The following is a 16,699-nucleotide window of genomic DNA, read 5'->3' as shown; positions in this document are numbered from 1 at the left end:
GATGTCGACATGCACATCCTGTTCTGCAATTGGCGCGACACGCGCCACCCCGAGGGCGGCGGCTCGGAGTTCTACGTCGAGCAGATGGCGCGCGGGCTGGCCGAGCGAGGCCACCGCGTCACCATCGCCGCTGCGGCCTTTCCCGGTGCCGCTTCTGACGAGACCGTCGACGGGGTGCGCTTTCGCCGCAACGGCGCGAAGTTCGGCGTCTATGCGCACCTGTTCGTCCGGCTATTGTGCGGCCGCTACGGACCGGTCGATGTGGTCGTCGATGTCCAGAACGGCCTGCCGTTCTTCACCCGTTGGGCGACTCGCAAACCGGTGGTCGTGTTGCTGCATCACGTCCACCGCGAACAGTGGCCGGTGGTCTATCCCGGTCTCGTCGGGCGGATCGGCTGGTGGATCGAGAGCCGCCTCGCTCCGCGCCTGTACCGGAGATCGAAGTACGTGACCGTCTCGCAGGCCACCCGGCTGGAGCTGATCGACCTCGGCGTCGGACGTGACCGCATCGAGATCGTCCACAACGGCACCACCCCGGCTCCCGGTCCGAGCGCACCGCACAGCCCCAGCCCCCGGATGTGCGTGCTCGGCCGCCTGGTGCCGCACAAGCAGGTCGAGCACGCCATCGACGCGCTCGCCGACCTGGCCGGCCGCTACCCGGACCTCACCCTGGACATCGCTGGAGACGGCTGGTGGAACACTCGGCTGCGCGAGCACGCCGAGGCCCGCGGCGTCGCCGGCCGCATCCAGTTCCACGGGTTCGTCGACGAGGCCACCAAGCACCGGCTGCTGGCGGAGGCGTGGGTCATGGTCATGCCGTCGCTCAAGGAAGGCTGGGGCCTGGTCGTCGGCGAGGCGGGATGGCACGGCACGCCGACGGTGGCTTACTCGTCGGCCGGGGGTACGACGGAGTCCATCGACCACAAGAGCACCGGGGTCCTCGTCGACACGCCCGAAGAGCTGACCCGCGCCGTCGACGAGATCCTCGGTGACGAGGCTTGGCGTCGCTTCCTCGGCGAGGGCGCCCGCACCAAGGCCGCCTCGCTGTCGTGGGAGGCCTCACAGTCCCTCTTCGCCGAGGTCATCGCCACGGCGGCAACCCGCTAACCCTCGCGGACGACACAGAGAAAAAGAGATTCCGCCGGTCGGTCCGCTGGGAGAGGTACGAGCGAGGCGGCCCCTGAGGTGCGAGGAACTTGCAGCCTGCCGTGGGGTCATTTCGAGGCTCGCAAGCTCGCACCTCAATGACCGGCTCCACCTACCTGCGGAAGGTCCACAGGAAACGAAGGCCGGTTCCGGGGATTCCCGGAACCGGCCTTGATGCGTAGAACGACCTCAGTTAGAGCCGTAGTCCACCGTCTTCACCGTGTCGGTGCCGCCGTCTTCGCCTGCTCCGGCCGAACCGGTCTGCACCGACTGGCCGACTCCGTAAGCGGCCGCTCCGGCCAGGCCGACCCCGGCGATGAACGCCGCCACCGCCACAGCCCTGCTGCTGAATGTCATATTTCCCTCCCTCAGAACCAGATCACGGTACCAAGCACCGGGGTCACCGCTGGCGGCTCAGAACCCGGCGAATCCGGCCGACTAATCCGAATAGCACTGCCAGCAGGGCGAGGCCGACCGCAGTTGCGGCCAGGCACCACGCCACGGTGACCGCCGTGCGCACCTCACTCGCCACAGTGACCTTGCGCGCGCCGTCGACGGCCCACATCTGCCAGGTTCCGAAGCGGCCCAGATCGCGCGCCCCGGACAGGGCGGCCGGCTGGCCCTGGCCGCCCGGTGCCTCAGTGTCCAACAGCACCAGACCGATGCCCTCCCGTGCCAGATCGGCCGGGGTCGCCGCAGGGTCGGCCAGGATGTCATCGATCTCGCGGACCCGTGGATCCTCGGCCTCCAAGGTCACGCCGGAGACCGTCAGGGCATCACTGACAACGCTCTCGCGCGAGAAATAGCGGCCTGCCGGGTCGATGACCGTGCGACCGTCATTCCATGCCGGCGCGCGGTAGGGGTGGAACGGCAGCACCAACAGATCACCGGCGACCTCGCTCGCGCGCACCTGCGCAGCCGCCGACTGCCAGCCATCGGGATAGGTCACCGGCTCCAAGCGCCCGCCCACCCCGTAGGCGAGGTCCGGCAGGGCCGCCAGCGGCAACGCGACGGCCAGGCCGGCCGCCACCGCGCCCGCGCGCGCCCATCCGGCCGCCGAAGCGATCCAGGTGCCGACCCGGCCCGCTCCGTAACCGAGCGCGAGCGCGTGGAAGGGCACGGCAAGCGCGAGGTAGCGCGTTCCATCACGGAAGAGCGCGACGGCCCCCTGCCATTCGATCAGGCGGCGCAGGCTCCCCGGTGCCACCCATCCCCAGGCCGCCAGCGCATATCCGAGGACGGCCAGCGCGCCGAGTGCCAGCAGTCCGTCGCGGTCCCGCTGCCACCAGGCGAGGAGGCCAGCCAGGATCAGCGCCCACATCACCGCAACCAGCAGCGTCGCCGTCCAGACCAGGCGCGACCCCGGTACTACCTCGGCATTCCAGACACCTCCCAGCGCAGCCAACGCCCCGAACCGGCCGAGCGGACCTTCGGGCTGCACCGCGAAGGCGTCGACGCCGCGCGGGTCGCTGACCACCGGCTCCAGACGGGACACGGTCGCCACGACCCACGGCGCATTGACCAGCGCGGCGAGCAGGACGGTCCGCAACACCCCCGAGCGCCAGCCCGCGACGAGGGCGACCAGCAGGCCCATGATCCCGGTAGCGGCACTCAGCGCCGTCCCGGCGAGAGCGAGCGTCAGCAGGGCGATGCGCGGTTCGTCCTCGTCACGCACCGCCACGACGATCCACGGCAGGCATGCCAGCGCCACCAGCACCGGCCACTGGCCCAGAAGCAGGCGTTCGGCGACGAACGGGTTCCACAGTGCGTAGGTGCCGGCGACCAGCCGTACGCCGAGCGCGGCGTCGTCGATCAGCCGTGCCGCACCGATACCGCCCAGCGCCAGGGCCGCGATCAGCACACCACGCTGCAGCAGCACCGGGTCGATCACCTGCGACAGCACCGCGATCACGCCGTCGGACGGCACCGCCCGCGGAACGGCCGTGCCCATGCCCCACAGGTCGTCGCGGCTCAGGTCCCATCGCGGCAGCCAGAGCATGTCGTAACTCAGGACATAGCCCGGCCCCCGCCAGGGCAGTGCGACGACGAGGGCCAGCAGCACGCACCACTGCGTGACGATCAGATCGTGCAGACGCCTCCGGCTCACGCGCCCAGCCTAGAGAAGTGCTGATTTATTCGGGTTGTGTGCTGCCTGCCGGTCCATGAGGTGCGAGGCCGCCTGCGGCCGAGCCTCGGAGGGACCAGAACCGCCGCTCATTTCGAGGCTCCGCTCGTTCCTCGCTCCGCACTGGGGGCACCTCCCGCTTGCGGGGGACAATGAGCGGCACGAGTCCATTCGGAGGCGCTTCCCTCGAGATCGCGCGTATCGGTGCGGACCGTCGCCCTGACCGGCCGGTCGCCTACCGTAGGCCCGTGAAACGCGCGGGAACGGTGCTGTCGGGGAGCACTCAGGTCGCCGCCGGCATGATCGGCGCGAACCTCGCCGTCTACGCGATGACCGTCGCTGCCGCCCGGCTGCTCGTCCCCCGCGACCTCGGCGCGGTCACCGCTCTGCTCGGCATCTTGCAGATCGGCACCGTGGTGTGCCTCGGCTTGCAGGCCGTCACCGCCCGGCGCATGGCTGTCGCACCCGAAGACCAGGCCGCCACCATCGGCACCGTGGCTCGAGTCGCCGTTGCCATCGCCGCCGCCACTGGTCTGTCCTGCGCGGCGGTCACGGCGGCGCTCGCCGCACCGCTGAACCTCGACTCCCTCTGGCCTGCTGTGCTGACCGGGGCGACCCTCGTGCCGCTCACACTGATGGGTGCCATGGCCGGCGTCGCCCAAGGTGCCGAAAGATGGAGCGCTCTGGCCACGATCTACCTCGCCAACGGACTCGGCCGCCTCGGCTGCGGATTGTTCGCACTGCTCATCGAGCCTTCTGTCACCTCCGCCATGCTCGGCTTCGCCGTGGGCGCCTGGGCGCCGGTGATCGCGGGTCTTCCCCAACTGCGCGGCCGGGCCGCCGACGGGCGCACCACGAGCCGCCGCCCGTTCGTCCGTGAGACGGTTCTCGGCTCTCATGCCCTGCTCGCCTACTACGCCCTGAGCAACGCCGATGCGCTGCTGGCCCGCTTCCTGCTCTCCCCGCACGATTCGGGTCTCTACGGCGCGGGGCTGATCCTGTCGAAGGCGGCGGTGTTCTTCCCGCAGTTCATCACCATCGTCGTGTTCCCCCTTCTCGCCCGCGACGCGACCGCCCGGTCGCGGCACCTGGCCGTCGCCGGGGTCGCCGCGCTCGGACTCGCGGCCACCGTCGCCACCGCTCTCCTGCCCGACCTGGCCCTGGTGGCCGTCGGCGGTCACCAGTACGCCGAGATGGCCGGTCGCCTGTGGCTGTTCGTGCTCGGCGGGTCGATCCTGTCGATCGTCAACCTGCTGGTGTGGGACGCCCTCGCCCGGCACGCGCACGGCATCGTCACCTCGATCTGGGTGGCGCTCGTGGCCCTGGTGGCGACGGCGTCCATCCTCCGGGCGAACCTGACCGGCCTCGTCGCCATCGTCATCGGCGTGGTCGCGCTACTGGTGCTGTGGGTGCTCGTGGCCCCGACCGGTGAGCGCCGAGAGCCGGCTCCTGCGGTGCGGGCATGATGGAGCCATGCGGATCGCACCTCACGTCGTCGACCTGATCGGGGGCACTCCCCTCGTGCGCCTGAACCGTGTGGTCGGCCCCGGTGCCGGGCTGGTCGCGGCGAAGATCGAATACCTCAACCCCGGCGGCAGCTCCAAGGACCGCATCGCGGTCAAGATGATCAACGCGGCCGAGGCCTCCGGCGCACTGAAACCGGGTGGCACGATCATCGAGCCGACCTCCGGCAACACCGGTGTCGGACTGGCCATCGTGGCACAACAACGCGGCTATCGCTGCATCTTCGTCTGCCCGGACAAGGTAAGCCTCGACAAGCGCAACACGCTCATGGCCTACGGTGCCGAGGTGGTCGTGTGCCCGACTGCCGTCCCGCCGGAGCACCCGGACAGTTATTACAACGTCTCGGACCGGCTCGTCCGCGAGACCGAGGGCGGCTGGAAGCCCGATCAATACTCCAATCCGGCCGGGCCGCAGTCGCACTACGAGAGCACCGGCCCGGAGATCTGGGCCGACACCGACGGGGCGATCACGCACTTCGTGGCCGGCATCGGCACTGGCGGCACCATCACCGGTGCCGGCCGCTATCTCAAAGAGGTCTCCGGCGGAGCGGTGAAGGTGGTCGGTGTCGATCCGGAGGGGTCGGTCTACTCCGGCGGCACCGGCAGACCGTACCTCGTCGAAGGCGTCGGCGAAGACTTCTGGCCGAGCGCCTACGACCCGGACCTCCCCGATGAGATCATCGCCGTCAGCGACGCAGACTCCTTCGACATGACCCGGCGACTAGCCCGCGAGGAGGGCCTGCTGGTCGGCGGATCGTGCGGCATGGCGGTCGTCGCCGCCCGGCAGATCGCCGAACGCGAAGGCCCCGACGCCGTCGTCGTCGTGCTGTTGCCCGACGGTGGGCGCGGCTATCTGTCGAAGATCTTCAACGACGACTGGATGAGTTCCTACGGCTTCCTGCGCGAACCGCTCGATCCGTCATCCGGCGGACGCCCGACAGTCGGCGAGGTGCTGCGGCGCCGGTCCGGCACAATGCCGGCCCTGGTGCATACTCACCCGCAAGAGACGATCCGCGATGCCATCAGCATCCTGCACGAGTACGGCGTCTCGCAGATGCCCGTTGTCGGTCCCGAGCCGCCGGTCGTCATCGGCGAGGTTGCCGGCAGCGTGAGCGAGCGCGCCCTGCTCAGCGCGGTCTACGAGGGTCGCGCACACCTGACCGACGCCGTCGCCGAGCACATGGAGCCGCCACTGCCGCTGCTCGGCTCAGGGGAGAGTCTCGATGCCGCGCAAGCGCTGCTGAGCGCCAACGATGCGGTGATGGTCATCGAGGACGGCAAACCCCTCGGCGTCCTGACCCGCCACGACCTGCTGGGAGTACACGTATGAACGACACAACCTCGAACGAGACAGGGGGCTTCGCCACTCGCGCGATCCACGCCGGTTACAGCCCCGATCCGGGCCACGGTGCCGTCAATCCGCCGATCGTGGCCAGTTCGACCTTCGCTCAGGACGGTGTTGGCGGGCTGCGCGGCGGCTATGAGTACGGGCGCACCGGCAATCCGACCCGCACGGCCCTCGAAGGTGCGCTCGCCGCGCTGGAGGGCGCAGGATACGGCCGCGCGTTCGCCTCGGGCATGGCCGCGACAGACACGGCCCTGCGCGCCCTGCTGCGGCCCGGCGACCACCTGGTGATCCCCGACGACGCCTACGGCGGCACTTTCCGGCTGATCGACAAGGTTTTCAGCCAGTGGGGCGTCTCTTACACCCCCGCACCGGTCGGTGACCCCGATGCGGTGCGCACGGCGATCACCCCGGCGACGAAAGTCGTCTGGATCGAGACCCCCACCAACCCGCTGCTGTCCATCGGCGATATCGCCGCCCTGGCCGATCTGACACACGAGGCCGGCGCGCGCCTGGTCGTCGACAATACCTTCGCCTCGCCGTATCTGCAGCAGCCGCTGGCGCTCGGTGCCGATGTCGTCCTCCATTCGACGACGAAGTACCTGGGCGGGCACTCCGACATCGTCGGCGGTGCCCTGCTCACCGACGATGCCGAGCTGGCCGAGGGATTCGCCTTCCTGCAGAACGGCGCGGGAGCCGTCCCCGGCCCCTTCGACGCGTATCTGACCCTGCGCGGCATCAAGACCCTCGCGGTGCGGATGGAGCAGCACTGCACCAACGCCGAGGCCGTGGTCGACGCGCTGAGCAGCCACGCCAAGATCAGCCAGGTGCTGTATCCCGGTCTGGCCGAGCACCCGTGCCACGAGGTCGCCGCGCGCCAGATGCGGCGCTTCGGGGCGATGATCTCGATCCGGCTTGCCGGCGGCCGCGAGGCGGCCCTGGACCTGTGCCGCCGGGTCCGGGTGTTCACCCTCGCCGAAAGCCTCGGCGGCATCGAGTCGCTGATCGAGCATCCCGGTGCCATGACGCACGCCTCCACAGCCGGATCTGCCTTGGAGGTCCCCGACGATCTGGTGCGGCTCTCGGTAGGCATCGAGGACATCGACGACCTCCTCGCCGACCTCGATCAGGCCCTCGCCTGACCGGCCGGCCAGTCGAACTCGGGCTGGACGAGCGGCTTGGGGTCGGTGTCGATGAGTTCCGGCTGGGGCAGCAGGCGAGCCTCGTCGAGGGTGTCGAGCTTGCGTGCGGTGACCAGCACCCGTGATTCCAGTGAGGTGACGAAGCGGTTGTAGTGCTCCACGCTGGAGGCGAGTGAGCGCCGCAGCCGGTCGGCGTGTTCGCCCAAGGTGGCCAGCCGCCCGTACAGCTCGCGGCTCAGCGCGAACAGGGTGCGGGCGTCGTCGCTGAGCACCTCCTGCTGCCAGGTGAGCGCCACCGTCTTGAGCACCGCCCACAGACTGACAGGCGAGGCCAGCACGACCCGCCGCGCGAAGGCGTGTTCCAGCAGCGACGGATCGCGTTCGAGCGCGGCGGCGAGCACCGGCTCGCTCGGGATGAACGCCACGGTGAACTCCGGGCTGGTCTCCAGACCGGTCCAATACTGCTTGGCGGCCAGCGCGTCCACATGCCCGCGCACGGCCTTGGCATGCTCGGCGAGCAGCCGGTCCCGCTCGGCGGCTCCTTCCCCCTGCGCCTGCAGGAAAGCGGCAATCGGCACCTTCGCATCGACCGCCATCGCCTTGCCGCCCGGCAGGTGCAGCACCATGTCGGGCCGACGCGGTCCGCTCTCGGCCGTCATCGTGGTCTGCGTGTCGAAGTCGACCCGGTGTACCAGCCCCGCCGACTCGACCAGGGTGCGCAGCTGCGTCTCGCCCCACACGCCGCGCGCAGCGTTGTTGCTCATGGCCGACGCCAGAGCCTCGGCGGCTTCGCGCGAGCGCTCGGCGGTGGCCTGGGTATGGCGCAATTGCTCGGCGAGTTGCCCGTGCTGGGCATGACGCTGCCGTTCGATCTCGCCAACCGTGTGCTGCATCGTGCGCAGTGTCTCCTGAACGGGAGCCAGCGCCCGCAGCACCCGCTCCTCGGCGGCGTCGGTGCCTGATCGCTCGCGCACCCGCTCACGCAGCGCCTCGGCAGTCGCCCGTGCGGCTGCCGCACGCGAGGCGCTCAGCGCGAAGCCGACCACCAGCCCCACCACGAGACCGACCCCCAACCCGATGAGAAGTTCCATGCCGACGACTCTTCCACCGGGCACTGACAGTTTCCGCACCGACGACTCGGGCATCCTGGGCGATGTGATCCACTTCGGACCTGCGCTGATCGCCCTGCTCGCCGTTGCAGCCGGGCCGCTGTGGCAGGGCACCCGCCACGCCGTCACCCTCGTCCACGAGTTAGGGCACGCGGGCGTCGCGGTACTCACCGGGCGACGGCTGTCCGGTATCCGGCTGCACGCCGACACCTCCGGCCTGACCGTCTCGCGCGGCAAGCCACGAGGACCGGGCATGGTGGCGACCGCCGCAGCCGGGCACCTCGCCCCCTCGGGCGTCGGCCTGGCACTGATCGGTGCCGTCCACGCGCGATGGGCGAGCGAAGCACTCTGGGTTGCGCTCGGCCTGCTGGCCGTAACCCTCGTCTTCATCCGGAACCCCTTCGGCCTCCTGGTCGTCGCCGTCGCGGGAGCCGCCGTCGGGGCGACGGCCTACGGTGCCGATGCGCTCTGGCAGGCACGCCTGGTCGAGACCGCCGCCTGGTTCTGGCTCTTGGCCTCGCCCCGGACCGTCGTGGAGTTGTGGCTGCATAGGCACCGGCACCGCTCCGGCACCACCGACGCCGACATACTCGCGCACCTGACCCACCTCCCAGCCGGCGTTTGGAACCTGCTCCTGCTCGCCATCACCGCCGCAGCGCTGTGGCCCGCCGTCGATCTCCTGCTCGCCGGCCTGCCTGATTGAATGGCCCGATGTTCGACGTCGTCACGCAGGCCCCAGATTCACGCGCCCGAACCGGCGTCATCATCACCCCGCACGGCACCATCGCGACCCCGGCGTTCATCCCGGTCGGCACGCGCGCGACGGTCAAGGCCGTGCTGCCCGAGACGATGGCCGAACTCGGCGCGCAGGCCCTGCTCGCCAACGCCTATCACCTCTACCTTCAGCCCGGTGCCGACCTGATCGATGAAGCCGGCGGACTCGGCGCCTTTATGAACTGGCCCGGGCCGACGTTCACCGATTCCGGCGGTTTCCAGGTGCTTAGCCTGGGTGCCGGCTTCAAGAAGACCCTCGCCATGGACGCCCAGCGCGTCACCTCCGACGACGTCATCGCCCCCGGCAAAGACCGGCTCGCCCGCGTCGATGACGACGGCGTGACGTTCAAGAGCCACATCGACGGATCCACCCACCGGTTCACTCCCGAGGTGTCGATGCGCATCCAGCACCAGCTCGGCGCGGACATCATCTTCGCCTTCGACGAGCTGACCACCTTGATGAACACGCGCGGCTATCAGGAGGACTCCCTGCGGCGTACCCAGGCCTGGGCGATGCGGTGCGTCACCGAGCACCGCCGGCTCAGCGCCGAGCGCGCCGGCAAGCCGCGCCAGGCGCTGTTCGGGGTCGTCCAGGGTGCCCAGTACGAGGACCTGCGCCGCAAGGCCGCCCAGGACCTCGTGCCCCTCGGCTTCGACGGCTTCGGCATCGGCGGAGCCATCGAGAAGGAGAACCTCGGGGCGATCACCGCATGGGTCACCGACGAGCTGCCCGACGACAAACCGCGTCACCTGCTCGGGATCGGCGAGCCGGAGGACCTGTTCACTGCCATCGAGTCCGGCTGCGACACCTTCGACTGCGTCAACCCCTCACGGGTGGCACGCACCTCGCGGCTGTACACCCGCACGGGTACCTTCAACCTCAAGGTCGCCGCCAACAAGCGAGACTTCGGCCCCATCGACCCCGAGTGCGACTGTTATACCTGTGGCCACTACTCGCGCGCCTATCTGCACCACCTGTACAAGACCGGCGAATACGTGGCCTCGACGCTGGGCACGATCCACAACGAGCGCTTCATCGTCTCGCTGGTCGACCGCATCCGGGCGAGCCTGGCCGACGGCACCTATGCCGATGTCAAAGCCGACTTCCTGGCCCGCTACCGCCGCCGTCCCCCGGCCCCGCAGACGTAGGGCACCGGTTCAGGTGACGCTGACGGGGTTGACGATATCGGCGTAGATGAGGACGACGCTCATCACGATGAGCACCGCACCCACAACGTAAGCCACCGGCAGCATGCGGGCAACGTCAACCGGGCCGGGGTCCGGCTTGCCACGCCACCTGGCCCAGCGCGAGCGCAGCCCCTCCCACAGCGCACCGGCGATGTGACCGCCGTCCAGCGGCAGCAGCGGCACGAAGTTGAACATCGCCAGGAACAGGTTGAGGTTCGCCAGTAGCAGCAGCACCCGCTGGGCGCGCTCGGCCCACGTCGGCTCGTCCACCGTCACCAGCTCGCCGGCGACCCGGCTCGCCCCGACGATGCTGATCGGACTGTCCTGCGGCCGGTCCTGCCCGAAGGCCGCCTTGACCACGTCGATCATGCGCACCGGCAGATGCGCGATGGCCTCGCCGGTCTCCTTCGTCGTCTCCCACATGGCCTCGCCGACGACCAGCGGCCCCTGACGCTGCCGCGTCCACTCCGGCGAGACCCCGAGGAAGCCGACGTCCTCGACGCGCTCGGGATCGTCGATGGCCAGCCGTTCGACGACCGAGGGGGTCACGTCGACGGTCTGCTCCCGGCCGTCACGGATGTAGGTGATGGTCGTCGGGTCGCCGCCGTTGTCGCGGATCAGCCGGGTCAGCGCGGTCCAATCGTCGACCTTCGTGCCGCCGAAGGCAACGATCTCGTCGCCGGGCTGCAGGCCGATCTGCTTGGCGGGGGTGATCGGATCGGCGTCGGTGCAGGTCCGGCCGGCCTCGGCGTCGCTGATCGCGCAGTCCGAGACCGTGGCAATCGAGGTGGACGGCTGCTCCACGCCGAATCCCATGAAGACGACCCCGAACAACACCGCCGCGATGACCACGTTGACCAGCGGGCCGCCGGCCATGACAACGACCTTCTTGTACCAGGGCAGCCGGTAGAACAGCCGCGGCTCGTCGGCCTTGGTGATCGTCTCGTACTCGGCCGCGCGGGCATCGCTGACCAGCTGGGTGAACAGCCCGGTATCGGTGGAACGCAGGGCGTGCGGGTCGTCGCCGGGTGCCGGCGGCAGCATGCCGACCAGCTTCACATAACCGCCGAGCGGGATGGCCTTCAGCCCGTATTCGGTCTCGCCGCAGCGCGTCGACCAGACGGTCGAGCCGAAGCCGACGAAGAACTGGGTGACCTTCACCCCGAACCGCTTCGCCGGGATCATGTGGCCGCACTCGTGCAGGGCGATGGAGATCGCGACACCGAGCAGGAAGGCGGCGACGCCCAGGGCGTAGATCACTGCGGTCATCGAGTGCCTCCCCTGGTCTGTTCGATCCTCGTGGCCGCCTGCTCGCGCGCCCATGCGTCGACGGCCAGCACACGCTGGAGCGTCAGGTCGCCGAGGGTGTCCGGGTCGGCGAGGTGGTCCTCGACGACGGCCGACACCGTGTCCACAATGCCGAGGAAGCCCAAATCCCCGGCGACGAAGGCGTCCACGCAGACCTCGTTGGCGGCGTTGAAGACCGCCGGGGCCGTCCGGCCGAAGCGGCCCGCGCGCCGCGCCACCTGCACGGCGGGGAAGGCCTCGTCGTCGAGCGGCTCGAACTTCCACTGCGTCGGCGTCGTCCAGTCGCAGCCACGAGCGGCTCCGGGCACACGCTGCGGCCACGCCAGCCCGAGGGCGATGGGCAGGCGCATGTCCGGCGGGGACGCCTGCACCACGGTCGAGCCGTCGACGAACTCCACCATGCTGTGAACCACCGATCCGGGGTGGACCACGACATCGATGCGGTCGAAGTCGACGCCGAACAGCAGGTGCGCCTCGATGACCTCCAGGCCCTTGTTGACGAGAGTGGCGGAGTTGATGGTGATGACCGGACCCATGTCCCAGGTGGGGTGCGCCATCGCCTGTTCCGGGGTCACGTCGGCGAGGTCGGCGCGGCACCGGCCGCGGAACGGGCCGCCGCTGGCGGTGACGAGCAGCCGGCGGATGTCGGCCGGGTCCTCGCCGCGCAGCGCCTGAGCCAGGGCGGAATGCTCCGAGTCGACCGGCACGAGCTGGCCGGGACGGGCGGCGGAGAGGACGAGATCGCCGCCGACGATGAGGGATTCCTTGTTGGCGAGTGCCACCGTCGTTCCGGCTTCCAGTGCCGCGAGAGTCGGCAGCAGGCCGACAGCACCGGTCATGCCGTTGAGGACCACGTCACAGGGCGTGCGGGCGACTTCAGCCGCAGCGTCCGGGCCGGCCAGCAGTCGCGGAACGCGGTGGTCACCGCGTTCCCAGCCGCGACGCTGCGCCTCGGCGTAGAGGGCGAGCTGCACGTCTTGGGCGGCGGTGGCGTGCGCGACCGCGACCGTCTCCACCTCGTGCGCGATGGCCTGGCGGGCCAGCAGGTCGGGGTTCCCTCCCCCGGCGGCCAGGGCGACGACCTCGAAACGCTCCGGTGCCGCCTGCACGACGTCGAGGGCCTGGGTGCCGATGGAGCCGGTGGAACCCAGAATGGCGACACGCTTTCGCATGCCGCCATTCTGGCCTACCTCACCGAGGATGCCTCACTTCACCTCGGCACGTAGGACCGCCCACAGTCCCAGGGCCATCGGCAAGACGAACCAGAGCGCACCCGAGGTCGCCAGCTGTGCCCACTGCTCCCCGGTCAGGTTGCCCTCGAAGAGCGGTGTCTGCGCGTTGCCGAAGTCGACCCACGGCTGCAGGTCGCGGAACCACTCCTGCAGCGCCGCCAGAACCCCGAAAATACCCGGCAGGACGAAGGAATAGACGAGATAGGCCACGACGGCGGCAGCGGAGTTGCGTAATAACACGCCGAACATGAAGCCGATCAGCAGGCCGAGGACATTGGCCAGGAGGATCAGCACGACCGTCTCCGGGTCGGTGTCCCACACCGGGTCGATGCCCTTCAGCGCCGCGCCCACGATGTTGCCGAACGCTCCAAGAGCGAACGCGATGAGCACCGACACGATGCCCACGATGATCGCCGCAGCTGCCTTAGCCCCGATGACGGCCCCGCGGTGCGGAGCCAAGGTGAAAGTGACAAGACCGGAGCGCTGGCTCCATTCCGACGTCACGGCGAGGGCAGCGATGATCGGCAACAGTACGGCCATCGGGGTCCCGAACGACATGCCGATGACCCCGTAAGAGAAGGATTCGTCCGGGACGAACGCGATGACCAGCACGACAGCCAGCAACGTGATGATGCCGATGCTGACCATCAGCCAGAAGCCCGAGCGGGTGTCGAACATCTTGCGCAGTTCGACTTTGACCAGGCGGAAGAACGGCACGCCCGGCCGCTGGGTCTGGATCTCGACAGGGGCGGTGGGGTTTGCGGTGGTCATGCGACACCTCCGGGGGTCACGACGCCTTCACGCTGCGTGTCGGCGGTCAAATGCAAGAACATCTCTTCCAGACCCGCGCCGTCGGCGGGCCGCAGTTCGATGAGCGCCAGGCCACGAGCGGCGGCGACCTGGCCGATCTGCTCCGGTTCGGCCTCGACCCGCAGTCCACTGCCGCTCGGTGCCACGGAGTACCCGGCCTGAGTCAGCGCACCGGACAGCGCCGCGTTGTCGACAGCCTGCACATAGGCACCGGCCCCCTGCAGCAGCTCGGCCTTGGTGCCCTGGGCCACGATCCGGCCGTTGCCGATGACGATCAACTCGTCGGCGATGATCTCGATCTCGTGCAGCAGGTGCGACGACAGCAACACCGTGCCGCCCTGATCGGCGTAGGCCCGCAGCAGGCTACGCATCCAGTGGATGCCCGCCGGGTCCAGGCCGTTGGCCGGCTCGTCGAGGATGAGGATCTTCGGATCGCCGAGCAGTGCGTTGGCGAGGCCGAGCCGCTGGCGCATGCCCAGGGAGTAGTTACGGACCCGTCGCTTGGACTCCACTTCCGTCAGGCTGACGAGATCGAGCATCGCGTCGACACGCGACATCGGCAGGCCCATCGTCAGGGCGCTCAGGGTGAGGATCTCCCGTCCGGTGCGGCCGGCGTGCTGGGCCGAGGCGTCCAAGAGGACGCCCACCTGGGTTCCGGGGTTCGGGATGTCTCGGTAGGCGATGCCGCCGATGGTGGCACTGCCCGCGTCGGCCGTCGTCAAACCGGCCATGATGCGCATCGTCGTGGACTTGCCCGCGCCGTTCGGACCGAGGAATCCGGTCACCGCGCCCGGGCGGCAACTGAAGGAGACATCGTCGACGGCACGGAAAGCCCCATAAGTCTTGGAGAGGTGCTCAACGGTAATCATGCCGCCCAGCCTGCCCGAGATCAGGGGAGTCTGCATCGGTCGCCGGGCCAGAGCTGCCCGCCGAAAGTATGAGGCCGCCGCAGCCCTTCGACCGCTGCCGCACACCGGCACGGTCTCCTAGGCTGACGCCCGTGAGCGAACAGCCCCGCGCCAGTCGGCCACCAGGATCGGCAGCCCCGCCGATCTCCCGGTGGGGGCACATCTGGCGTTTCTCGTTAGTACTGCTGCTCAGCGCAGCCGGATGGACCGAGATCGCGTTCTGGCAATGGGATCACGCGCGCTGGTGGTTCTGGCTCGATCTCGCTGTCGGAATGACGACGCTGATCCTGGTGGTGTGGCGCCGGCGATGGCCGACGTCTGTCGCCTTCGTGACGAACCTCCTCACGGCCGTCTCCTACACCGCTGGCGGTCCGGCCACGCTGGCACTGTTCTCGTTGGCGACGCGACGGCGCTGGCGCGCGATCATCCCCGCCGGAGTCGTCGCGGTGGTTGCGGGAGTATTCAGCCTGCGTTCTTCTCCGCTCTACGCCCCCGGCGATCTGCTGGTCGTCGCCCCGGTGCTGATCGCCATCATCTCCATCACTGTCGCGTGGGGCATGTACACCGGATCGCGCCGCGAGTTGCTGGCGACGTTGCGCGAGCGGGCCGAGACCGCCGAAGCCGAACAGTCCGCACGTGTCGCCCAGGCTCGCATCGGCGAGCGCACCCGCATCGCCCGCGAAATGCATGACGTGCTGGCCCATCGGATCTCCACGGTGACGATGCATGCCGGGGCGCTCGCCTATCGTCAGGATCTTCCGGCCGACCAGGTGCGCGAGACCGCGGCCCTCATCCACGCCAACGCCCACCAGGCGCTGGTGGAGCTGCGGGAGGTACTCGGGCTACTGCGCGACGATCCCCGCGACGCAGCACCGGACCGGCCCCAGCCCGACGCGGCGGCCATCGCCGGACTCATTGAGGAGGCCCGCGCGAGCGGCCTGCGCGTTTCCGGCGACATCGCCGTCAACACCTCGCTAGTGCCGCCTTCGGTCGGCCGGACGGCCTACCGGGTCGTGCAGGAGGGCCTGACCAATGTGCGCAAGCACGCTACCCACACTGCGGCGTCGGTCGAACTCCGAGGCATGCCTGGGGAGGAACTGGTGGTCACGGTGCGCAACAAGATGCCGCTCGGCCGGCCCGGCAGCGACCTGCCGACTTCGGGCCTGGGGCTGATCGGCCTGCGCGAACGGGTCGAGTTGGCCGGCGGACGGCTCACCCGCGAGGTGACGGCCGACCGGAACTTCGTGCTGGCAGTCTGGCTACCGTGGCCCGCATGAGCGCCCGCACTGACGGCCCGGTCCGCGTCCTGCTGGTCGATGATGATCCACTGGTGCGGGCGGGGCTGGGCCTGATCCTGGGCGGCAGTGAGTCGGTTCTCATCGCCGGGGAAGCCGAGAACGGGTTCGATGCCGTGACCGCCGTCGCGGGCGGCGGTATCGACGTGGTGCTCATGGACATCCGCATGCCGGTTCTCGACGGCATCGAGGCGACGACCCGCCTCCTCGCGCTGCCGCGCGCGCCGAAGGTCATCGTCCTGACCACCTTCGACGCCGACGACTATGTCGTGCGCGCGCTGGCGGCCGGGGCGCACGGCTTCCTGCTGAAGGACACTCCCCCGGCCGACATCGTCGACGCAGTGACCCGTGTGGTCGGCGGCGAGCCGATCCTGTCACCGGCGATCACGGCGCAACTGATCCGTCAGGTGACCGACGCGGTGCCCGACGCCAGAGCCGATGCGGCCCGCCGCCGGGTCGCCGATCTCACCGAACGCGAACTCGAGGTAGCCGTCGCCGTGGGACAGGGGGCGTCCAATGCCGAGATCGCCGAACGGCTGCACATGAGCCTGGCCACGGTCAAGGCCCACATCGCGCACATCTTCGGCAAGCTGGAAGTCTCCAATCGGGTCCAGGTCGCCATCTGCGTCCACGACGCCGGCCTGCTGTAAACGGGCTCTTCACAATCGAGGGTGTAGTTGGGGTCTGAAGCCGCCGGTCTCGAGTAGGCTGCGGGCGACATAGTTGGTGAGGTTGCGAAATCCCAGGGCCGAACCACGCAGGTGTTCGAGGCGTCCGTTGATGGCCTCGGTCGG

Annotated in this window: 15 protein-coding genes and 1 pseudogene; 8 read left to right on the top strand and 8 right to left on the bottom strand. The window is 69.5% G+C overall.

Annotated features, from left to right (window positions below):
* The first annotated feature begins 9 nt into the window (after nucleotides 1–9).
* Entirely contained in the window at nucleotides 10–1,107 is a 1,098-nt protein-coding gene (locus tag QM597_RS05700; RefSeq protein WP_415003903.1) for a glycosyltransferase family 4 protein, read from the top strand.
* Between the two features lie 228 nt (nucleotides 1,108–1,335).
* Here QM597_RS05700 and QM597_RS05695 read toward each other — a convergent pair whose 3' ends face one another.
* On the bottom strand, nucleotides 1,336–1,503 hold the full coding sequence (locus tag QM597_RS05695; protein WP_415003902.1) for a hypothetical protein: 168 nt from the start codon (nucleotides 1,501–1,503) through the stop codon (nucleotides 1,336–1,338).
* A gap of 43 nt (nucleotides 1,504–1,546) precedes the next feature.
* Complete coding sequence (locus QM597_RS05690; protein WP_415003901.1) at nucleotides 1,547–3,253, bottom strand: hypothetical protein; 1,707 nt, start codon at nucleotides 3,251–3,253, stop codon at nucleotides 1,547–1,549.
* A 266-nt stretch (nucleotides 3,254–3,519) separates the two neighbouring features.
* On the opposite strand from QM597_RS05690, the gene QM597_RS05685 reads away from it, so the two are divergent.
* Genes QM597_RS05685 through QM597_RS05675 form a run of 3 tightly spaced genes read left to right on the top strand, consistent with a single transcriptional unit; the run spans nucleotide 3,520 to nucleotide 7,281 of the window.
* Nucleotides 3,520–4,737: a lipopolysaccharide biosynthesis protein gene (locus QM597_RS05685; protein ID WP_415003900.1), complete on the top strand. Its 1,218-nt coding sequence runs from the start codon at nucleotides 3,520–3,522 to the stop codon at nucleotides 4,735–4,737.
* Between the two features lie 7 nt (nucleotides 4,738–4,744).
* Nucleotides 4,745–6,124, top strand: coding sequence for a cystathionine beta-synthase (locus QM597_RS05680; protein ID WP_415003899.1), 1,380 nt, complete (start codon nucleotides 4,745–4,747; stop codon nucleotides 6,122–6,124).
* The gene (locus tag QM597_RS05675) at nucleotides 6,121–7,281 is read left to right on the top strand and encodes a cystathionine gamma-synthase (RefSeq protein ID WP_415003898.1); all 1,161 of its coding nucleotides are present in this window, start codon (nucleotides 6,121–6,123) and stop codon (nucleotides 7,279–7,281) included. Before QM597_RS05680 ends, QM597_RS05675 begins: the two co-directional genes overlap by 4 nt.
* On the opposite strand, the gene QM597_RS05670 is transcribed toward QM597_RS05675, so the two are convergent.
* Complete coding sequence (locus tag QM597_RS05670; RefSeq protein WP_415003897.1) at nucleotides 7,266–8,372, bottom strand: DNA recombination protein RmuC; 1,107 nt, start codon at nucleotides 8,370–8,372, stop codon at nucleotides 7,266–7,268. The genes QM597_RS05675 and QM597_RS05670 overlap by 16 nt on opposite strands.
* On the opposite strand from QM597_RS05670, the gene QM597_RS05665 reads away from it, so the two are divergent.
* Together QM597_RS05665 and tgt are read left to right on the top strand one after the other, a co-directional pair.
* Nucleotides 8,371–9,093: a M50 family metallopeptidase gene (locus tag QM597_RS05665; RefSeq protein ID WP_415003896.1), complete on the top strand. Its 723-nt coding sequence runs from the start codon at nucleotides 8,371–8,373 to the stop codon at nucleotides 9,091–9,093. The two genes, QM597_RS05670 and QM597_RS05665, sit on opposite strands and share 2 nt — an antisense overlap.
* Before the next feature lie 8 nt (nucleotides 9,094–9,101).
* Complete coding sequence (tgt, locus tag QM597_RS05660; RefSeq protein WP_415003895.1) at nucleotides 9,102–10,313, top strand: tRNA guanosine(34) transglycosylase Tgt; 1,212 nt, start codon at nucleotides 9,102–9,104, stop codon at nucleotides 10,311–10,313.
* A gap of 9 nt (nucleotides 10,314–10,322) precedes the next feature.
* Here the strand turns inward: tgt and QM597_RS05655 are convergent, their stop codons facing one another.
* From QM597_RS05655 to QM597_RS05640, 4 genes are read right to left on the bottom strand one after another with little or no spacing between them, the layout of a single operon-like run.
* A complete protein-coding gene (locus QM597_RS05655) occupies nucleotides 10,323–11,621 on the bottom strand; it encodes a M50 family metallopeptidase (protein WP_415003894.1) in 1,299 nt (432 codons plus the stop codon).
* On the bottom strand, nucleotides 11,618–12,832 hold the full coding sequence (dxr, locus tag QM597_RS05650) for a 1-deoxy-D-xylulose-5-phosphate reductoisomerase (RefSeq protein ID WP_415003893.1): 1,215 nt from the start codon (nucleotides 12,830–12,832) through the stop codon (nucleotides 11,618–11,620). The genes QM597_RS05655 and dxr overlap by 4 nt, the downstream gene beginning before the upstream one ends.
* A 33-nt stretch (nucleotides 12,833–12,865) precedes the next feature.
* Nucleotides 12,866–13,663, bottom strand: coding sequence for an ABC transporter permease (locus QM597_RS05645; protein ID WP_415003892.1), 798 nt, complete (start codon nucleotides 13,661–13,663; stop codon nucleotides 12,866–12,868).
* Nucleotides 13,660–14,571: an ABC transporter ATP-binding protein gene (locus QM597_RS05640; protein WP_415003891.1), complete on the bottom strand. Its 912-nt coding sequence runs from the start codon at nucleotides 14,569–14,571 to the stop codon at nucleotides 13,660–13,662. The genes QM597_RS05645 and QM597_RS05640 overlap by 4 nt, the downstream gene beginning before the upstream one ends.
* A gap of 131 nt (nucleotides 14,572–14,702) precedes the next feature.
* Here QM597_RS05640 and QM597_RS05635 point away from each other — a divergent pair, with 131 nt between their 5' ends.
* Nucleotides 14,703–15,887: a sensor histidine kinase gene (locus QM597_RS05635; RefSeq protein WP_415003890.1), complete on the top strand. Its 1,185-nt coding sequence runs from the start codon at nucleotides 14,703–14,705 to the stop codon at nucleotides 15,885–15,887.
* Nucleotides 15,884–16,555 (top strand): response regulator, encoded by a 672-nt coding sequence (locus tag QM597_RS05630; protein WP_415003889.1) that lies wholly within the window; start codon nucleotides 15,884–15,886, stop codon nucleotides 16,553–16,555. Before QM597_RS05635 ends, QM597_RS05630 begins: the two co-directional genes overlap by 4 nt.
* A 9-nt stretch (nucleotides 16,556–16,564) precedes the next feature.
* Here the strand turns inward: QM597_RS05630 and QM597_RS05625 are convergent.
* Nucleotides 16,565–16,699, bottom strand: a pseudogene (locus QM597_RS05625) (ISL3 family transposase); the annotation flags it as partial.

It is taken from the genome of Aeromicrobium sp., from assembly GCF_047607065.1.
Taxonomy (GTDB): domain Bacteria; phylum Actinomycetota; class Actinomycetes; order Propionibacteriales; family Nocardioidaceae; genus Aeromicrobium.
The sequence above is the reverse complement of the archived record's forward strand: the minus strand, read 5'-3'. Positions and strand labels throughout refer to the sequence as shown.